Raw genomic sequence first — 16,483 nt, forward strand, 5'->3', positions numbered from 1 at the left:
GTCACACGTCCAGCGGTCGCACCGGTCTGACTTCGATGCTACCCACCCGGGCGGGGGGAATACCCGCCGCGATGCGCAGGGCCTCATTCAGGTCCCTGGCGTCGATCATATAAAAACCGGCCAGTTGTTCTTTGGTTTCCGCAAAAGGGCCGTCGGTAATGCTGAGCTGACCGCCCCGCACCCGCACCGTGGTCGCCGTCGACACCGGCTCCAGGGCTTCCCCGGCCACCAGTTGACCACCTTCCGCCAGGTTTTGCGCATAAGCGTGACATTCGGTGTCTTTCGGGCTGTCCGGCAGGCTGTGCAGGTCGTTTTCGTCGCTGTACACCAGGCAGAGATATTTCATGACCAGAGTCCTCTGTGAACGTCGGAAACAGAATGTAACCATCGACTTGTCGTTTACGATGCGCCCGAATCGACCTTACCCGGCCAGGGATTTCAACTGGGCCTCTAAAAACCGTCGTTCCGGCGCCTGCCGACAGAGTGCGATCGCCTGTTCATAGGCCAGCCTGGCTTCATCGACACGGCCCAATTGGCGACACAGGTCCGCGCGAGCGGCGTGCAGCAGATGGTAGTTGTTCAAGCGGCCACCCGCGCTCAGTTCATCAATCAGGTTCAGCCCGGCCCTTGGCCCGTCGCGCATGGCAACCGCCACGGCCCGGTTCAACTCCACCACCGGAGAGGGGTGAGCGCGGCGCAGTAAATCGTAAAAGCCCAGGATTTCGTTCCAGTCCGTTTCCTCGGCAAAAGGCGCATCCGCATGCAAGGCCGCGATAGCCGCCTGCAAGGTATAAGGCCCAACCCGCCGGGAAACCAGCGCCCGCCGGACCAGGCCCTCCCCCTCGGCAATCATGACCGAATCCCACAGGGTCCGGTCCTGATTCTCCAGCCGTATGAGATCTCCCCCGGCGGAGGTGCGCGCCGCACGCCGGGACTGGTGCAGCAACATCAGCGCCAGCAACCCCTGGACTTCAGGGTCCGGCAGTAGCTCGGCCAGCAGACGCCCGAGGCGAACGGCTTCCTCAGACAGATCATGGCGGGTCACCTGGTCACCGAACGAGCTCGAATAGCCTTCATTGAACACCAGGTAAATGACCTGCAGCACGGCGTCCAGCCGGTCGGGCAGTTCCGCCGGACCCGGAACTTCGTAAGGAATGCGGGCCGACTGAATTTTTCGCTTGGCGCGGACGATTCGCTGGGCGAGCGTGGCGGGGGTGGTGAGAAAAGCCCTGGCAATCTCTTCGGTGGTCAGGTCACAGACTTCGCGCAAGGTCAGCGCGATCTGCGCCTCGGGAGCCAGGCTGGGGTGGCAGCAGGTGAATATCAGCCGCAGTCGATCGTCCTCGATCCGGTCATCGTCATCGAAGACTTCCCGCTCTGACTGCTGATACAGACTGTCGGCGACGTGATCCAGAGACTCGTCAAAGCGGGCCTTGCGCCGAAGCTGGTCGATGGCCTTGAAGCGCCCCGTTGACACCAACCAGGCGCGTGGATTGTCCGGCACTCCCTCTCGGGGCCATTGGGAAGCGGCGGCCAAAAACGCATCGTGCAATGCCTCCTCCGCCAGGTCAAAACTGCCGAGCAGGCGAATCAGCGTGGCCAGAACCCGCCGGGACTCGTCCTGGTAAAGCCTGGCCAACCGCTGTTGAGTATCCGAGTGCACGCTTTCGCCTCGCTGTGCCTCCATTCGCCAGGATAACGCTAGAAGCGGTAATCCCACTGAATGGTGAGGGCTTCAAAGCGCTGGTCATCGGCGTTCACCAACTGCCGATATTCAATATTGAAGTTCACGCGCTCATTGACATACCAGCCCGCCCCGAGGCCATAGGATCCGCCAGAGACAGATTCGGTTTGCTCGGTGGAGCTGTTGCCTTCCCAACGAGTCACGGTCGTATCGAGTTCCGCGTAGCCGATCAATCCGTACAGGCGGGCACTCTGATTGATCAGTTCGGGACGATAGTAGACCCCATAGAACTGATCGACCTCACGCTCGATTTCACTGAGGCCACTGTTGTTCTCCTGCTCGTCCCGGAAATAATAGGACTCGGAGTCGTCATCTTCTTTTATACCCACGCCTGCACGGACTTCCAGGCCAAGCAGGCCGTTGTATTTATAGCCGCCGGCGAGTTCCAGCACGGGCATCCGGGCATCTTCGTAGGGGGTATGATCTCTTCCGCTTACCACGCCGGTGCCGAGCCCCGCGTAGAAACCCCGTTCATTATCGGCCAGTGCCGGTACAGCGACCAGGGCGAGGGCCAAACCGCTTATCCAGACTGTTTTCATAGGTTGCTCCCTGAGGTCAAATTCTGGTGGGGAAGTATCTCACAGCGGGGCGGTGGATCAACTGGCAGGGCGGATTTTTGCCGGACCGGATCACGTTTGTCTACGAACCGAGCGAAAGAGAGGCCCCACAAACGACAAAACCCGGCCGAAGCCGGGTTTTGTTCAAGCGGAAGCGCAAAATCGTTTACTTGATTTTGCCTTCTTTGTAGATCACGTGCTTGCGAGCCACGGGATCAAACTTTTTGATTTCCATTTTTTCGGGCATATTCCGCTTGTTCTTGTCAGTCGTGTAGAAGTGACCGGTGCCCGCGGTGGAGTTCAAACGAATCTTATCGCGCATGGTAAATTCCTCCTGTTATACCTGTTCGCCACGAGCACGCAGTTCGACCAGTACTGCGTCAATGCCGCGCTTGTCGATGACACGCATACCTTTTGAGGAAACCTTGAGCTTCACGAAACGCTTCTCGGATTCCACCCAAAAACGGTGAGAATGCAGGTTGGGCAAAAAACGACGCTTGGTGTGGTTTTTTGCGTGAGATACATTGTTTCCAGTAACGGGACGTTTGCCGGTTACTTGACATACCTGGGACATGGTCTTGCCTCGTCGTATTCAGCGCGCTGCGCTGCGGGTTGGTTTGTTGCCACACCACAGCCCGGCACGGGGTGTTTTTGCAGCCTAAATTCGATCATCTTGCGGCCCGGAACACGATGTCCGGGGGCGGTTCCTGGCGCGATGGCCGGCTACCCAGCCGCAGAAAGGCGCGTTTTATACCAAAACCGGGAATCAATAGCAATGATTTCTCTCTATTTTGGTGGTTTTTTGCTCACATCCTCTGGGACCTCTTTCATTTTCAGAGCATCTAGTCCGGCCCGACATGGGGTAGACCCTTCGTAGACCCGCCGTGAACCCATCCATGGGGGCTTCTCATCGGCATCCATGCCTCAGAGAGTCTACGAAGGGTCTACCCCATGCCGGGCCTCAGTGCCAATAGTGACCTCCACGGAGATAGAACGTAGGGTGCGGTGAGCGCGAAGCGCTCCACCCACCGTTCAGAGTTGATTTAAATCTTTGGTAGGCGGCGGCCTTCGGCCTTACCAACCCTACAAACGTTAAGCGTGGCACTGAGGTCCGGTGTGGGGTGCACGGTTCCCGGACCGTGGAGCGGGGGACCCGCGATTCGAGCCCCCAGGGATGGGTTTACGGCGTGTCCGGGAACCGTGCACCCCACACCGGACCGGACTCTATGCACCAACCTCAATCGAGTCAAAGCCACCCACGCTCGGCAAAAGAAACCACTTCGCCGTCGCCCACCACCATATGATCCAGCACCCGGACCGCAACCAGATCCAGCGCCTCACGCAGCCGAGTCGTGATCCGGCGGTCCGCCTGGCTGGGCTCGGCTACGCCGGATGGATGGTTGTGCGCCAGAATCACCGCCGCCGCATTGTGAGTAAGCGCTCGCTTCACCACCTCCCTCGGGTACACACTCGCCCCATCAATCGTCCCCTGAAACAACTCCTCAAACGCTCGCAGCCGATGCTGGTTATCCAGAAACAACACCGCGAACACCTCATGGTTCAGGTGGCGCAACTGAGCGACCAGGTACTGGCGTACCAGATCCGGGCTGGTCAGCGAGTCCCCGGTCTCCAGGCTCGCGGACAAGTGACGCCGACCCATTTCCAGCACCGCCTGCAACTGGGCAAACTTCGCGCTGCCAAGCCCCAGGCCCCGGCAGAACTCCGATTGAGAGGCCTCCAACAGGGGGCGCAAACCACCAAACTCGGTCAATAGCTCCCGGGCAAGATCAACGGCGGACTTACCGGCACAGCCGGTACGCAGAAAAATCGCCAGCAATTCGGCGTCGGAGAGGGCGGCGGGGCCGCGGTGGAGAAGCTTTTCCCGAGGGCGCTCGGCCTCGGGCCATTGGGCAATGGACATGATGACTCCCTGTCTGTGATTGATTGACTTCCTAGTGATACGGGGGCAGAGAATGGTATCTTAGCCCCTGATCTGTCAAGCCTCGGGAGCCGCGCCGCATCGCCACTATGAGTTCTCTGACCAACAAACGCATTCTGCTGGGAGTGACCGGCGGGATTGCCGCCTACAAAAGTGCCGACCTGGTCCGCCGCCTGAAAGAGCGTGGCGCGGATGTGCGCGTGGTGATGACCGAAGCCGCTCGCGAATTCATGACCCCCCTGACCTTTCAGGCGCTATCCGGCAACCCGGTCCATACCGACCTGCTGGACCCGGCCGCCGAGGCCGCCATGGGCCATATCGAACTGGCGCGCTGGGCCGACCGGATTCTGGTCGCCCCCGCCAGCGCCAACTTCATGGCCCGCCTGGCCGAGGGCCGGGGCGATGACCTGTTAACCACGCTCTGCCTCGCCACTCGCTCGCCCTTGAGCCTGGCCCCGGCGATGAACCAGGGGATGTGGCAAAATGAAGCCACTCAGGCGAACCTCTTGCGGCTTCAGGAGCGTGGTGTATCAGTGTTCGGACCCGGCGACGGTAGCCAGGCCTGCGGCGAAGTGGGTCCCGGGCGTATGCTCGAGCCCGCCATGCTCGCCGAAGCGCTCGCCGCCCAGTTTGAAAGCGGTCGGCTGTCGGGCCGAAAAGTCGTGATTACCGCCGGCCCCACCCGCGAGGCCATCGACCCGGTGCGTTACCTGAGCAACCACAGCTCGGGCAAAATGGGCTACGCCCTGGCCGAGGCCGCCGCAGAGGCGGGGGCGCAGGTAACGTTGATCAGCGGGCCAACGCATTTACCCAGGCCCGATCGGGTGCAACGTGTAGACGTGACCAGCGCACGGGAAATGCACGAGGCCAGTTTGAGCCACGCTGCCCAGTGCGACCTGTTCATCGCGGCAGCGGCCGTCGCCGATTACCACCCGGCAGAGTACCTTGAGCAGAAACTGAAAAAAGGCGACAGCGACCAGTGGCAACTGACCCTGGTCAAGAACCCGGACATCGTTGCGGCCGTCGCGGCACTTGCTGGCGGGCCGACTACAATCGGTTTTGCCGCCGAGAGCGAGAACCTGCTTGAATTCGCCCGCGCCAAACTCGAACGCAAAGGCCTACGGGGCATTATCGCCAATGACATCAGCCGCGAGGGGCTGGGGTTTAACAGCGATGACAATGCCGTCATTCTGATCGATCGGGAACGGGCTCTGGAACTTGGGCCCATGAGCAAAACCCAACTGGCCCGGGCACTGATCCATGAACTGTCCGACTATTTACCGGCATCCGCCTCCGACTCATAACGCTTTTTGACAACCGGAATCCGATAACTGTGGCACGAAAAAATCAGAAGGAACAGCAACGAAAACGCGCCCAACAGGCACGCCAGAAACTGATTGGCGCTCTGGTCCTGGCAGTGGTCCTCGTCAACGCTGCTCTGGGGTACTGGCTCTATGGCGAACTGGTCATAAAGGTCCAGAATCAGCGCCTTGAGGAAGCCACGCGTGCCCAGGCCGAACGGGCCGCTCACCCCTTGCAGGATTACCTGAAGACCCAACAGCAAAGGCTGCGGGAGCTGGCCGGCGCCCCGCCAACCCTGGCCGCCCTGAAGGGTGACGCCGTGGAACGGGAAGCGCGCGCGGCGGCCATCGGTTCCGAATTCAAAGAGAGCCTCGCCGTGCGGTTGATCCCCACCGGCACCGCCCGGCTGGAGCGCGAGCATGTCGCACCGCTGCGTTTTGGTGAACTCGATCTGATCCGTCGGGCTGAGCGCCGGGAGACCCACTACCCGGAACTGGCGAAGGTCGACCAGACCTGGCAGTTGCAACTGATCCAACCGGTGCCACCCGAGTCCGATGCCCCGGTGGTGGGCACGGTCCTGGTGACACTCAGCGATGACGGCTGGTGGCCTCTGCTGGAACGCCTCGATCCCGCTCTCGGGCGCATCGAGCTGCGCCAACAGATTCCCGGCAGCGGCCAGTTGACCGCCTATCAGAGCGGCCAGGCGGGGGGTGGCGAGTCCCACTCGATCACGATCGCCAACAGCCACTGGGAACTGACCTATACCGCCTCACCCCAACTGGTCGAACAAACCCGGGAACTGCCCACGCTATGGCTGTTGATTCTTTCGGCCACCAGCATCGGCGGTCTGATTCTGGCTTGGGTAGTGGGCCACCTGGTCATGCGTCAACGCGGCCACGCCGCAGGCGCCTCCAAACCCGTCCCGGCAACCAATCGCAACGCTCAGCAGGAAGAGGGCGAGGAGAGATACAAAGAGGAAGAGGTTGAGATGATCAGCAACCTTTACCAGAATCAGGACATTCTGGATATCGAGGTTCAAGACGAGGACGAGGACATTCTGGCGCTGGACCGGGCACCGTCCAAGCGCGCCGGTAGCGCGGCAGATAACGCCGGCAGTGCGGCCTCCGGGCCCACTATCCCGCCCGATGTCTTCCGCTCCTACGACATCCGCGGGCTCGCCGATACTGAAATTACCCCGACGCTGGCGGAGCATATCGGCAAAGCCCTGGGCAGCGAGGCACTCGACCAGGGCGAAACCCACATCGTCGTCGCTCGCGATGGCCGCACCCATAGCCCGGCCTTGGCGGAAGCCCTTCGCCAGGGAATCACCAGTACCGGTTGTCATGTCATTGACCTGGGCACGGTCCCGACGCCGCTGATGTACTTCGCCACCTTTCACCTGGAGGAAACCAGCAGCGGGGTCATCGTGACTGCCAGTCACAACCCGCGGGAATACAACGGTTTCAAGATGGTCGTCAACGGCGTCACGCTCTCGGACGATGCCGTTCTGGATGTGCGCTCGCGTATCGAGCAACAGCAGTACCACCAAGGCCAGGGCGAGACCCAGAGCCACGATATCGTGGCCGATTACATTGAGCGGATTTTCTCGGACGTGGCACTGGTGGGCTCGGTCTCTCTGGTGATCGACGCCGGCAATGCGGTGCCCGGGATCGTGGCCCCGCGACTGTTCGAGGAACTCGGCTGTGATGTCACGCCGCTGTACTGCGACCTGGACGGCGAATTCCCCAACCACGACCCGGACCCCACTCAGCCGGCCAACCTGCAGGATCTGATCGCCAAGGTTCAGGAAGTGGGCGCCGACCTGGGTGCGGCTTTTGACGGCGATGGCGACCGGCTTATTATCGTGACACCACAAGGGCGCATCATCTGGCCGGACCAGTTGCTGATGTTGTTCGCCCGCGACATTCTCGGCCGCAACCCCGGCGCCGACGTTCTGTTCGATGTGAAGTGTTCACGCCAGTTGAACCAGCTGGTCACCAGCTACGGCGGTCGCCCGATCATGTGGAAAACCGGCCACTCCCACATGAAATCCAAGATGGTTGAGACCGGCGCACTCATTGGCGGTGAATACTCCGGCCACATTTTTATCAAGGACCGCTGGTACGGCTTTGACGATGGCCTCTACACCCTGGCACGGCTGCTGGAAATCATCACCTTGCGCGATCAGCCCATAGACGATATCTTCGCCGCCTTCCCGGATATGCCCTCTACCCCGGAGTTGAAAATTTCGGTGCCGGAGAGTGAGAAATTCGCACTGGTCGAACGGCTGATCGCCGAGGGCGACTTTCACAGCGGCAAGTCGACCACAATCGACGGCTTGCGGGTGGACTTCGGCAAAGGCTGGGGCCTGGTCAGGGCCTCCAACACCTCCGCAGCACTGACATTGCGCTTTGAGGCCGACACCGAGGATGCCCTGGGTAAGATCCAACAACTGTTTAAACGTGAGCTGTTGAAAATCGACAGCTCACTCAAGATCGACTTTTAACCGAACGGACCCTGCTATGTCATTGAACCGGACCCAGGCCATGAACGTGGCTCAGGTGTTGACCGAAGCCCTGCCTTACATCCAGCGCTTTACCCGCAAAACCATCGTGATCAAATTCGGCGGCAATGCCATGGTGGACGAGGAGCTGCAGAACAGCTTCGCGCGCGATATCGTGCTGATGAAGCTGGTGGGCATGAACCCGATTGTGGTTCACGGCGGTGGACCGCAAATTGGCGACCTGCTCAAGCAGCTCAACATCGAGTCGCAATTCGTCGACGGAATGCGGGTAACCGACAGCAAAACCATGGACGTGGTAGAAATGGTGCTGGGCGGAACCGTGAACAAACAGATCGTCAGCCTGATCAATCACAACGGCGGTCACGCCATCGGCATTACCGGCAAAGACGGCCAACTGATTCGCGCCCGCAAGCTCTCGGCCAAACGCCAGACGCCCGACATGAAGGCACCGGAGATCATCGATATCGGCCACGTAGGGGAAGTGGCCAGCATCAATACCTCTGTGATCGACATGTTGATCAACAGCGACTTCATTCCGGTTATTGCGCCCATTGGCGTCGGTGACGACGGCGCCTCCTACAATATTAATGCCGACCTGGTGGCCGGAAAAATTGCCGAGGTGTTGCAGGCGGAAAAACTGATGCTGCTCACCAACGTCGCGGGCCTTCAGGACAAACAGGGGCAGGTGCTGACCGGGCTGACGACCCAGCAAGTGGATGACCTGATTGCCGATGGCACCATTTACGGGGGCATGCTTCCCAAAATCGGCTGTGCCCTGGATGCGGTCAAGGGCGGCGTCAACAGCGCGCACATCATTGACGGCCGGGTGGCCCATGCGGTGTTACTGGAAATTTTTACCGACGCCGGTGTGGGCACGTTGATAACCAACAAGGCCTCCGAGCTGGCCCCGAAGACCCCCTGAAAACCGGAATGGCGCACCGATTTGCCTAAAGAGGCGCCAGAATAATTGAAGAGAAAGGGCGATGGGGATAGGATTACCTCACCGTCCTTGTCGCCCGACGGCCTCCGTGCCGACGGTTTCACTCGCCCAAAACATGTATGGACCGCCATGAGCAAGCCCAGTAACAAAGCCTCCCGCCGCCAACAGATTCTGGAATCCCTGGCCCATATGCTGGAAGCCAGCCCCGGCGCTCGCATCACTACAGCGGCGCTGGCTCGGGAAGTGGGCGTCTCCGAAGCGGCGCTCTACCGCCACTTCCCCAGCAAGTCCAAAATGTTTGAGGGGCTGATCGAGTTCATTGAGGACACCATTTTCACCCGCATCTCGCTGATCATTTCGGAAGAGCCGGCGGCACTGCGTCGCTGCGAGAAGATTCTTCTCCTGCTTCTGACCTTCACCGAACGCAACCCGGGCATCACCCGACTGCTCACCGGCGACGCCCTCACCGGGGAAACCGAGCGCCTTCGCCAACGGGTGGCCCAACTCTTTGAACGGGTGGAAACCCAGTTGAAGCAAGTATTGCGGGAAGCGGAATTGCGGGAAGGTTTGCGGCCCAATCTGCCGCTCTCAGCGGCAGCCAACCTGCTAATGGCGGCGGCCGATGGGCGCATCACCCAGTTTGTCCGCAGTCAGTTCCGGCGCCTGCCCACCGAGCATTGGGCGGAACAGTGGCCGGTGCTGGTCAGTGGTCTGATGCGGGAGCAGCAACTTCAGCCCGTTTGAGGCAAAGCGGCTTATCCAGGACGGCCGTTCAGGGGCTCCCCTTGGACGACGTTGAAATCGGGCGGTTCTCCGCCGCCTGAATCTCTTTGAAGCGCTCAATATCCTGATCGTACTTTTCGGCAACCTGATCGTATTCCTTCTGGCGGTTGGCGATCTGTGCCTTGACCTCTTCTACTTCAGCTTTCAGCGTCTCCAGGTTCTCCAGCACACTGTCGGAAACCGTTTGCCCGCTGCGCTCCATGCGCGCGGCGCGCTCTTCCAAGTCCCGGATCTGAGCGCGAATATTACTCAAGCTACCCTCAAGGATGCTGATATTCCCCTGCAGCTCCGCCAGGCTACGACGCTTGGCGTCGCGAATGTCCTTGACCGTGCTATAGCGCCGCTTCAGCTCCCGATTGTAGGCTTCACGCTCGCGCCGCAGACGCTCGGCCTCGGCCTTCTCCTCCACCTCCTCTGCGGAGGGCGCCGGCGGCACTGTCTCCAACACTTCGCCATACATTGAGACGATCTCATAGCCTTTGGGCACATACTTCGGGGGAATGCGATCCTCCAGCACTTTCACCCCTTCGTCGTTGACGTAGCGGTAGTAGACTTTTTCCGGGGCCTGGGCATAGCTCACCATCGCCCACGCCAGGGCGGCGATCAACACGCACCATCGAACCATGCTAGCCATACAGACCTCGCTGCCGTTTATTCACTCGCTTGCCGTTCCAACCAACACTATACGCCATACTCAGCGCGGTAGGCCTCAATCTGGCCCACAATCCCGGCGCGCGAGGGGTCGGATTTCAGGTAGGCGGTCACATTGTCGAGATTGACAATGCTGATCACCGGAATGCCGTAGATATCCTCCACCTCCTGGATCGCCGAGCGCTCGCCCTTGCCACGCTCCTGGCGGTTTAGACCGATCAGCACCCCCGCCGGTTCAGCGCCGGCGCCGCGAATCAGCTCCATGGACTCGCCCACCGCCGTACCGGCGGTGATCACATCGTCCACAATCAGGACTTTGCCTGTCAGCGGCGCCCCCACCAGCGTACCGCCCTCGCCGTGGTCTTTGGCTTCCTTGCGGTTGAAGGCATAGGGCAGATCCGTACCATGGTGATCCGCCAGGGCCACCGCCGTGGTGGTCGCCAAAGGGATACCCTTGTAGGCCGGCCCGAAAATCACATCCACCGCCAGCCCGGACGCTTGGAGCGCCGCCGCATAGCACCGCCCCAGCTGCGCCAGTGCCCGGCCGGTCTGAAATTTGCCCGCGTTAAAAAAATAGGGACTTACCCGCCCGGATTTCAGGGTAAATTCGCCAAAGCCCAGAGCCTGATGTTCAATCGCCAACTCAATAAAGTCGCGCTGGTAGTTCTCCATGCAAAACTCTCACAAATACGCTAAATTGAAAAAGGAATCCGGCTGAACCGGTGGGTGCTCCATGACACCGCTTCGCACCAAAAGGGCATAATTATAACGCCCGAGCAGCCCCATGCACGGCCCAGCCGTCCTGCAGTCCCGACCGAGCGTACCGAAAACGCCTCCAACGCACTGAATTTGGGGGTTTTTACGCCTCTAATTAACACAAAGATAACGAGCTCGGGTATCATACACAGTCCGTAAACAAGGGGCTAATATGAGAGTTATCAGTCTTAGCGTCGATGGTATATTCCAGGCGGCTCAGCGGGGTCTGTTTGACTGGCTGGACAGTCAGGACGCAGACGTCATCTGTCTGCAGGACCTGCGCGCTCTGGAATACGAAGTGGAGAACCAGGACGTTTTTCACCTGGAAGGCTACTTCGCCTACTATTTCGACTCCGGGACACCCCACTACAACGGGGTGGCAATCTATACCCGCAAGCAACCCAAGGCGCTGATCTTCGGCCTGGGCTTCTCGTCGGGTGTGGATATGGAAGGCCGCTATCTGCAAATTGATTACGAGCAGTTGAGCATCGGCTCAATGCTCGCACCCAGCGCGACCTCAGAAATGGAATCCCAGGAAGTGAAGATCAAATTCTTCGACGACCTCCAGGGCCATCTGGACAAGATTACCCGGAAACGTCGTGAATTTATCTTCTGCGGTAATTGGGCCATGGCCCATACACCGCGTGACGTCACCAACCCGGAGAAAAATGAACACGAATCCGGCTTCCTGCCCCATGAGCGGCAGTGGCTGAGTCAGGTGTTCAACCAGATCGGTTACGTCGATGCCTTCCGCAAAGCCAACAAGGACCCGGACGAATACAGCTGGTGGCCCAGCGGCGCGATTAACGAAGGCGAGGGTTGGCGCACCGACATGCAGATCGTCTCAGCGCCCATCGGTCACCGCGTGGAGCATGCGGCCATCTACAAAATTCAGCAGTTCTCCAGCCACCTGCCGGTGATTGTCGACTACGACATCGAGCTGTAAAGAAAACGAATGGCGGATGCGCTCCGCTCCGATACGTCGGACCGATCCGCCCTACGCCAACTGAAGCAAGCGTCGGAGCGATCCGCCCTACCAGAGCTTCCGTAGGGCGGCATAAGCGAAGCGCATCCGCCAACAGCCAGCTACTCCGCCAGCGCCTTCTGCTGCAACTGCGTCAGCTCCCCGATCCCTTTCTTCGCCAACGCCAACATGGCCGCAAACTCGGACTCAGAGAAGGGTTCGGCTTCAGCGGTGCCCTGAATCTCGACAATACCGCCATCATCCCCCATAACGATATTCATATCGGTATCCGCACTGGAATCCTCCGGATAGTCCAGATCCAGCACCGGCACGCCCTGATAAATTCCCACGGAAACAGAGGCGATGGCGCGCTTGATGGGGCTTTTGGTCACCAGCCCTTTCTCCTGCAAGAAGCTCACCGCGTCGGCCAGCGCCACCCAGGCCCCGGTGATGGACGCCGTGCGGGTGCCACCATCCGCCTGGATAACGTCGCAGTCGAGCTGAATGGTGTTTTCGCCCAAGGCCTGCAAGTCCACCGCTGCGCGCAACGAGCGGCCAATCAGACGCTGGATCTCCACGGTACGGCCGCCCTGCTTACCGCGAGCCGCTTCGCGCCCCATGCGGGTACCGGTGGAGCGGGGCAGCATGCCGTATTCCGCCGTCAACCAACCTTGGCCCTGGCCGCGCAGAAACGGTGGAACGCCTTCGATGACACTGGCGGTACAAATTACTTTGGTATCTCCAAACTCCACCAGCACCGAACCCTCGGCGTGCTTGGTGAACTGGCGGGTCAGGCGCACATCGCGCAGTTGATCGGGTTGACGGCCACTGGGGCGCTGCATCTGGCTATCCGACATGGTGTGTTCCTTAATGCTGAAAAGAATGGGGTGGGGGCTGTGGTAAGATCGCCCTCTTGATGGAGGCGAAGCCTACCAGCTCTCGCCTTGTATGGTAACCACTCACCGAACACAGAGGACCTTCCATGCCACGCAGTATGACCGGTTTCGCCCGCAAAGCGCAGCAATACGATTGGGGCACCCTCACCTGGGAGATCCGCAGCGTCAACCATCGCTATCTGGAACCGGCTTTCCGGCTCCCGGAAGACCTGCGCGAAATCGAGCCCAAACTGCGCGAGCGCATCCGCAAGGCGCTATTCCGGGGCAAGCTGGAAATGAGCCTGACTGTGCAGAAGGAAGAGGCCTCCGACCAGAGCCTGGGACTGGACCTCAGGCGCGTTCGCCAACTGGCCGATGCCGCCCAGAAAATCGGCAACGAACTGCACGACGCCGCGCCCATCAACCCATTGGAAGTTCTGCGCTGGCCGGGCGTGCTGCAGCAGTCCGAGCTGAACCGGGAGACGCTGGTCGATGCCGCGCTTACCCAGTTCGATGAGGCGCTGAAACAGCTGATTGAACACCGCGAGCGCGAAGGCAAAGAGCTGGCCCAGTTTATTCAGCAGCGGCTGGACGGCATCAGCGAACAGGTCGCCAAACTGCGCGAGCGCCTGCCGGAAATTCTCGCCTCCCAGCGGGAAAAACTGCAAACCAAAATCGAAGCCCTGCAAGTGGAGCTGGACCCGGAACGGCTGGAGCAGGAAATTGCGCTACTGGCCCAGAAGGCCGACGTGGATGAAGAGTTGGATCGCCTTGACACTCATGTCACTGAAGTCAAACACACCCTCACCCAGAAAAACTCCCTCGGTCGCCGGCTCGATTTTTTGATGCAGGAACTCAACCGCGAAGCCAATACCCTGTCGTCAAAGGCGATTGTGGCGGAAACCACCCAGTCCGCCGTGGAGCTGAAGGTGTTAATCGAGCAGATGCGGGAACAGGTCCAGAATATCGAATGACCATTCTTAGCTTTCCCTTGGTCGCCTTTTCCTTCCTTTATTCCCGTAACTCACTGATTTTAGTAATATTTCTAGTTCAACGCGTTTCAACGGATTTCAGGCTGTTTCAAACAAACGGTGAGTAACACGGTGACTGAACTTGCGATAGACTCATCTCAACTGGTGAGTAAATCGGAGTTTGATATGCCCCTCAACGCCAACCAAGTGGCCAAACTGGCCACCGGCGACCCTATCCGAAAATCTGATGGCAAAGGCCTCTATTTCGTCGTTCCGGAATCCGGGGAGCCGTTCTGGGCACTGCGCTATACCGTCAACGGTAAGCGCCGTCAGATGACGTTGGGCAACTATCGAGACCTTCCGCTTGCCGACGCACGCTTGGAGGCTGAACAGCAGAAGAAGCTGGTTCGGGAAGGGAAGGACCCGCTGGTGGTCAAGGAGCGTCATGCGTGGACCGGCATTTCGACGATCTCCGACGTTTTCGAGGACTGGTATGCAACAGATCTCGTCTTACGACTTAAGCATCCACATATTCCCCGACGAGTCTTTCGCAAAGAGATAGAGCCGGTGATCGGCCGAATGGGGGTCAATGACGTCAGCCCGTTGGACATCAGAGAAGTCATCCGGCGCGTCAAGATCAGCAACCGACCCACCATTGCCAATGACGTGCTGATGTACGCGAAACAATTGTTCAGGCATGCCATCAAGCTCGGACTCATCACCTACAACAATCCGGCGGCAGCTTTTACGGTCAGCGATGCCGGCGGCATCGAAAACAGTCGGGATCGATCCCTGGCGCCGGAAGAAATCGACCACGCCTTCCAAGTCTTCAGAGAAAACTCGGTGGCCTTTGGGAGGGACAACTATTTGGCCTGTTGCCTCATTCTGGTTTTGGGCGTGCGGAAATCTGAGCTCTGCGAGGCCTTATGGAGTGAATTCGACCTTGAGGTAAAAACCTGGGCGCTTCCCTCCACAAGATCCAAAACCGGTGCTCCCATCGTCATCCCCTTGCCTAACCAGGCTATCGTCTGGTTGGAGGAGCTGAAGGTGCGCGCCCTGGGGTCAGATTATGTGTTCCCGGCCCGTCGCTCCAGCAAGAAACCCCACATGGGGACTGACACGCTCAATCGCGCTATCAGTAAGCTGTTTGGTCATGAGGCAGGCCGTAAAGTACAGCCACCCAATAGAATGGGCGACCTGGGCCATTTCACCGTTCACGACCTGCGCCGATCGTTCCGCAGCCTAGCCTCTCAACTGGGAGTGCCCGGCCACGTCGCGGAACGGTGTCTGAACCACAAGTTGCAGGGCGTAGAGGGCATTTATGATCGGTACGATTACTATGAGGAAAGGAAGCAAGCCCACCAGACGATAGCGGACTACGTCAGCCCACTAGTTCAGCCCGACGCTATGGATGCTAAAAACGAAATCTTTCACATGCGAAAGTGTGGTGAAGAAAGCGCTTCCACAACAGCCAGCAATTACAAACTGGACAATGTCTTCGAGCTAAGCGAAAAACGCATTGCTAGTACGGGTTAGGCAGAAAACCCGGCGTCAATTCTGTACAACAGCTCCTCCACGGTTTTGACCCCCTCAGGCTCATTCAGAACCCGTCTGGGGGCTAAGCCGCGCAGCGCTTTGCATGGTGCACTCATCCAGCGGCCTGCTGAGTCTTCGCCACCAAAGACCTTAACTGCCAACCGCTCGATACGGACCCGTTCCCCACCACCACCGATTTCAGCCTCCACTTTATCCATGCCCCAGCCCCCCCGGATTCAGTGCTAAAACTTTCGCATGCGAAAGTTTTTCGCTGCAGTTTGTGGTAATTATACTCGGAGTATCAAGCTCTTTCACATGCGCTAGCCATCGTCACTTTAACTATGACGCCTATTGCAGGAGGTATCGATGAAAACCTACCAAGTTTCGTTCTCTGACCGAGAAACTCTCCCTGACCAACTGGAGTCCGTTGCCGAGTCCCTTGAGCTGACACCGGAAGAGCTAATCAAGCGATTTATAGCGGAGGGAATGAGGTCATACCGGCCCATTAGCGGCCCCAGTGTACTTGGCAACTCGCTGGATGATTTTTTTGTTAAAAACGGCGTAATTAAACCAAAGAGATGATCGAAGATCCCGATGTGTTGTCACGTTGCAACAATAGGTGGTAGAAATCTTTCGCATGTGAAAGTTTTGAGGCGGATACCGTTAGCTCGCTGTTCAGACTCGTCACCCAGCAAAGGCAACTGTGCGTTAAACCTATGAGCACTTGAGCTTGTTCGGTTATCGGTGCAATGAACCGATAGTGGCCGCCGTCAGGAATCCCAACTGTGCAGCGAACCTATAGTGGCGCCTACCGAGGGCTATGTCTGTGCAACAAACCTACCACCCTTTGAAATCCCCATTTCTCGCTTCCCTAGCCCCCCAAAGAGGGCGATTCGCACCGAAAATAGATCAGTGATTGAACAATTACGCAGCGAAATGCC

At 58.9% G+C, this 16,483-nt stretch carries 18 protein-coding genes; 8 read left to right on the plus strand and 10 right to left on the minus strand.

Going from position 1 to position 16,483, the window contains the following annotated elements; translation table 11 throughout:
• Position 1 precedes the first annotated feature (1 nt).
• The 6 genes from G547_RS0110780 to radC all read right to left on the minus strand — a co-directional run bounded on the left by G547_RS0110780 (position 2) and on the right by radC (position 4,222).
• On the minus strand, positions 2 to 346 hold the full coding sequence (locus G547_RS0110780; protein WP_027329870.1) for a YciI family protein: 345 nt from the start codon (positions 344 to 346) through the stop codon (positions 2 to 4).
• A gap of 75 nt (positions 347 to 421) precedes the next feature.
• Positions 422 to 1,663, minus strand: coding sequence for an RNA polymerase sigma factor (locus G547_RS0110785; protein ID WP_027329871.1), 1,242 nt, complete (start codon positions 1,661 to 1,663; stop codon positions 422 to 424).
• Positions 1,664 to 1,701: 38 nt separating this feature from the next.
• Complete coding sequence (locus tag G547_RS21020; protein WP_051235258.1) at positions 1,702 to 2,283, minus strand: porin family protein; 582 nt, start codon at positions 2,281 to 2,283, stop codon at positions 1,702 to 1,704.
• Positions 2,284 to 2,467: 184 nt separating this feature from the next.
• Positions 2,468 to 2,623, minus strand: coding sequence for a 50S ribosomal protein L33 (gene rpmG / locus G547_RS0110795; protein ID WP_027329872.1), 156 nt, complete (start codon positions 2,621 to 2,623; stop codon positions 2,468 to 2,470).
• 15 nt (positions 2,624 to 2,638) lie between these two features.
• Entirely contained in the window at positions 2,639 to 2,875 is a 237-nt protein-coding gene (rpmB, locus tag G547_RS0110800; RefSeq protein ID WP_027329873.1) for a 50S ribosomal protein L28, read from the minus strand.
• 672 nt (positions 2,876 to 3,547) lie between these two features.
• Positions 3,548 to 4,222, minus strand: a complete 675-nt coding sequence (gene radC / locus G547_RS0110805; protein WP_027329874.1) for a RadC family protein — start codon at positions 4,220 to 4,222, stop codon at positions 3,548 to 3,550.
• A 107-nt stretch (positions 4,223 to 4,329) separates the two neighbouring features.
• Between radC and coaBC the strand changes: the two genes are divergently transcribed.
• From coaBC to slmA, 4 genes are all read left to right on the plus strand, one after another.
• Positions 4,330 to 5,544, plus strand: a complete 1,215-nt coding sequence (coaBC, locus tag G547_RS0110810) for a bifunctional phosphopantothenoylcysteine decarboxylase/phosphopantothenate--cysteine ligase CoaBC (RefSeq protein WP_027329875.1) — start codon at positions 4,330 to 4,332, stop codon at positions 5,542 to 5,544.
• Between the two features lie 29 nt (positions 5,545 to 5,573).
• Positions 5,574 to 8,048 carry a phosphomannomutase/phosphoglucomutase gene (locus G547_RS23820; RefSeq protein WP_157209841.1) on the plus strand — a complete coding sequence of 825 codons (2,475 nt, stop codon included), beginning with the start codon at positions 5,574 to 5,576 and terminating at the stop codon, positions 8,046 to 8,048.
• Between the two features lie 16 nt (positions 8,049 to 8,064).
• Positions 8,065 to 8,988, plus strand: coding sequence for an acetylglutamate kinase (gene argB, locus G547_RS0110820; protein ID WP_027329877.1), 924 nt, complete (start codon positions 8,065 to 8,067; stop codon positions 8,986 to 8,988).
• Positions 8,989 to 9,135: 147 nt separating this feature from the next.
• On the plus strand, positions 9,136 to 9,750 hold the full coding sequence (slmA, locus tag G547_RS0110825) for a nucleoid occlusion factor SlmA (RefSeq protein ID WP_027329878.1): 615 nt from the start codon (positions 9,136 to 9,138) through the stop codon (positions 9,748 to 9,750).
• A 28-nt stretch (positions 9,751 to 9,778) separates the two neighbouring features.
• Here the strand turns inward: slmA and G547_RS21025 are convergent, their stop codons facing one another.
• A complete protein-coding gene (locus G547_RS21025) occupies positions 9,779 to 10,423 on the minus strand; it encodes a hypothetical protein (RefSeq protein ID WP_157209842.1) in 645 nt (214 codons plus the stop codon).
• A 47-nt stretch (positions 10,424 to 10,470) separates the two neighbouring features.
• On the minus strand, positions 10,471 to 11,112 hold the full coding sequence (gene pyrE, locus G547_RS0110835; protein ID WP_027329879.1) for an orotate phosphoribosyltransferase: 642 nt from the start codon (positions 11,110 to 11,112) through the stop codon (positions 10,471 to 10,473).
• Positions 11,113 to 11,368: 256 nt separating this feature from the next.
• On the opposite strand from pyrE, the gene G547_RS0110840 reads away from it, so the two are divergent.
• Complete coding sequence (locus G547_RS0110840) at positions 11,369 to 12,142, plus strand: exodeoxyribonuclease III (RefSeq protein ID WP_027329880.1); 774 nt, start codon at positions 11,369 to 11,371, stop codon at positions 12,140 to 12,142.
• Between the two features lie 140 nt (positions 12,143 to 12,282).
• Here G547_RS0110840 and rph read toward each other — a convergent pair whose 3' ends face one another.
• A complete protein-coding gene (gene rph, locus G547_RS0110845) occupies positions 12,283 to 13,002 on the minus strand; it encodes a ribonuclease PH (RefSeq protein ID WP_027329881.1) in 720 nt (239 codons plus the stop codon).
• Positions 13,003 to 13,142: 140 nt separating this feature from the next.
• Between rph and G547_RS0110850 the strand changes: the two genes are divergently transcribed.
• Together G547_RS0110850 and G547_RS21030 are read left to right on the plus strand one after the other, a co-directional pair.
• Entirely contained in the window at positions 13,143 to 14,009 is an 867-nt protein-coding gene (locus G547_RS0110850; RefSeq protein WP_027329882.1) for a YicC/YloC family endoribonuclease, read from the plus strand.
• Positions 14,010 to 14,192: 183 nt separating this feature from the next.
• Entirely contained in the window at positions 14,193 to 15,542 is a 1,350-nt protein-coding gene (locus G547_RS21030) for a tyrosine-type recombinase/integrase (RefSeq protein WP_084645902.1), read from the plus strand.
• Here the strand turns inward: G547_RS21030 and G547_RS21035 are convergent.
• Positions 15,539 to 15,760 (minus strand): MbcA/ParS/Xre antitoxin family protein, encoded by a 222-nt coding sequence (locus tag G547_RS21035; protein ID WP_036188138.1) that lies wholly within the window; start codon positions 15,758 to 15,760, stop codon positions 15,539 to 15,541. The genes G547_RS21030 and G547_RS21035 overlap by 4 nt on opposite strands.
• 148 nt (positions 15,761 to 15,908) lie before the next feature.
• Between G547_RS21035 and G547_RS0110865 the strand changes: the two genes are divergently transcribed.
• A complete protein-coding gene (locus G547_RS0110865) occupies positions 15,909 to 16,124 on the plus strand; it encodes a hypothetical protein (protein WP_027329883.1) in 216 nt (71 codons plus the stop codon).
• Positions 16,125 to 16,483 lie beyond the last annotated feature (359 nt).

The sequence above is a fragment of the Marinimicrobium agarilyticum DSM 16975 genome (assembly GCF_000423345.1).
Taxonomy (GTDB): Bacteria; Pseudomonadota; Gammaproteobacteria; order Pseudomonadales; family Cellvibrionaceae; genus Marinimicrobium; species Marinimicrobium agarilyticum.

What these genes read in the sequence shown, in the direction of transcription:
- argB (WP_027329877.1), top strand. Translation starts at nt 8,065, where the DNA reads ATGTCATTGAACCGGACCCAGGCCATGAACGTGGCTCAGGTGTTGACC.
- G547_RS21020 (WP_051235258.1), bottom strand. Translation starts at nt 2,283, where the DNA reads ATGAAAACAGTCTGGATAAGCGGTTTGGCCCTCGCCCTGGTCGCTGTA.
- radC (WP_027329874.1), bottom strand. Translation starts at nt 4,222, where the DNA reads ATGTCCATTGCCCAATGGCCCGAGGCCGAGCGCCCTCGGGAAAAGCTT.
- rpmB (WP_027329873.1), bottom strand. Translation starts at nt 2,875, where the DNA reads ATGTCCCAGGTATGTCAAGTAACCGGCAAACGTCCCGTTACTGGAAAC.
- G547_RS21030 (WP_084645902.1), top strand. Translation starts at nt 14,193, where the DNA reads ATGCCCCTCAACGCCAACCAAGTGGCCAAACTGGCCACCGGCGACCCT.
- coaBC (WP_027329875.1), top strand. Translation starts at nt 4,330, where the DNA reads ATGAGTTCTCTGACCAACAAACGCATTCTGCTGGGAGTGACCGGCGGG.
- G547_RS21025 (WP_157209842.1), bottom strand. Translation starts at nt 10,423, where the DNA reads ATGGCTAGCATGGTTCGATGGTGCGTGTTGATCGCCGCCCTGGCGTGG.
- G547_RS0110780 (WP_027329870.1), bottom strand. Translation starts at nt 346, where the DNA reads ATGAAATATCTCTGCCTGGTGTACAGCGACGAAAACGACCTGCACAGC.
- rpmG (WP_027329872.1), bottom strand. Translation starts at nt 2,623, where the DNA reads ATGCGCGATAAGATTCGTTTGAACTCCACCGCGGGCACCGGTCACTTC.
- G547_RS0110865 (WP_027329883.1), top strand. Translation starts at nt 15,909, where the DNA reads ATGAAAACCTACCAAGTTTCGTTCTCTGACCGAGAAACTCTCCCTGAC.
- G547_RS0110850 (WP_027329882.1), top strand. Translation starts at nt 13,143, where the DNA reads ATGCCACGCAGTATGACCGGTTTCGCCCGCAAAGCGCAGCAATACGAT.
- G547_RS0110840 (WP_027329880.1), top strand. Translation starts at nt 11,369, where the DNA reads ATGAGAGTTATCAGTCTTAGCGTCGATGGTATATTCCAGGCGGCTCAG.
- slmA (WP_027329878.1), top strand. Translation starts at nt 9,136, where the DNA reads ATGAGCAAGCCCAGTAACAAAGCCTCCCGCCGCCAACAGATTCTGGAA.
- G547_RS21035 (WP_036188138.1), bottom strand. Translation starts at nt 15,760, where the DNA reads ATGGATAAAGTGGAGGCTGAAATCGGTGGTGGTGGGGAACGGGTCCGT.
- pyrE (WP_027329879.1), bottom strand. Translation starts at nt 11,112, where the DNA reads ATGGAGAACTACCAGCGCGACTTTATTGAGTTGGCGATTGAACATCAG.
- rph (WP_027329881.1), bottom strand. Translation starts at nt 13,002, where the DNA reads ATGCAGCGCCCCAGTGGCCGTCAACCCGATCAACTGCGCGATGTGCGC.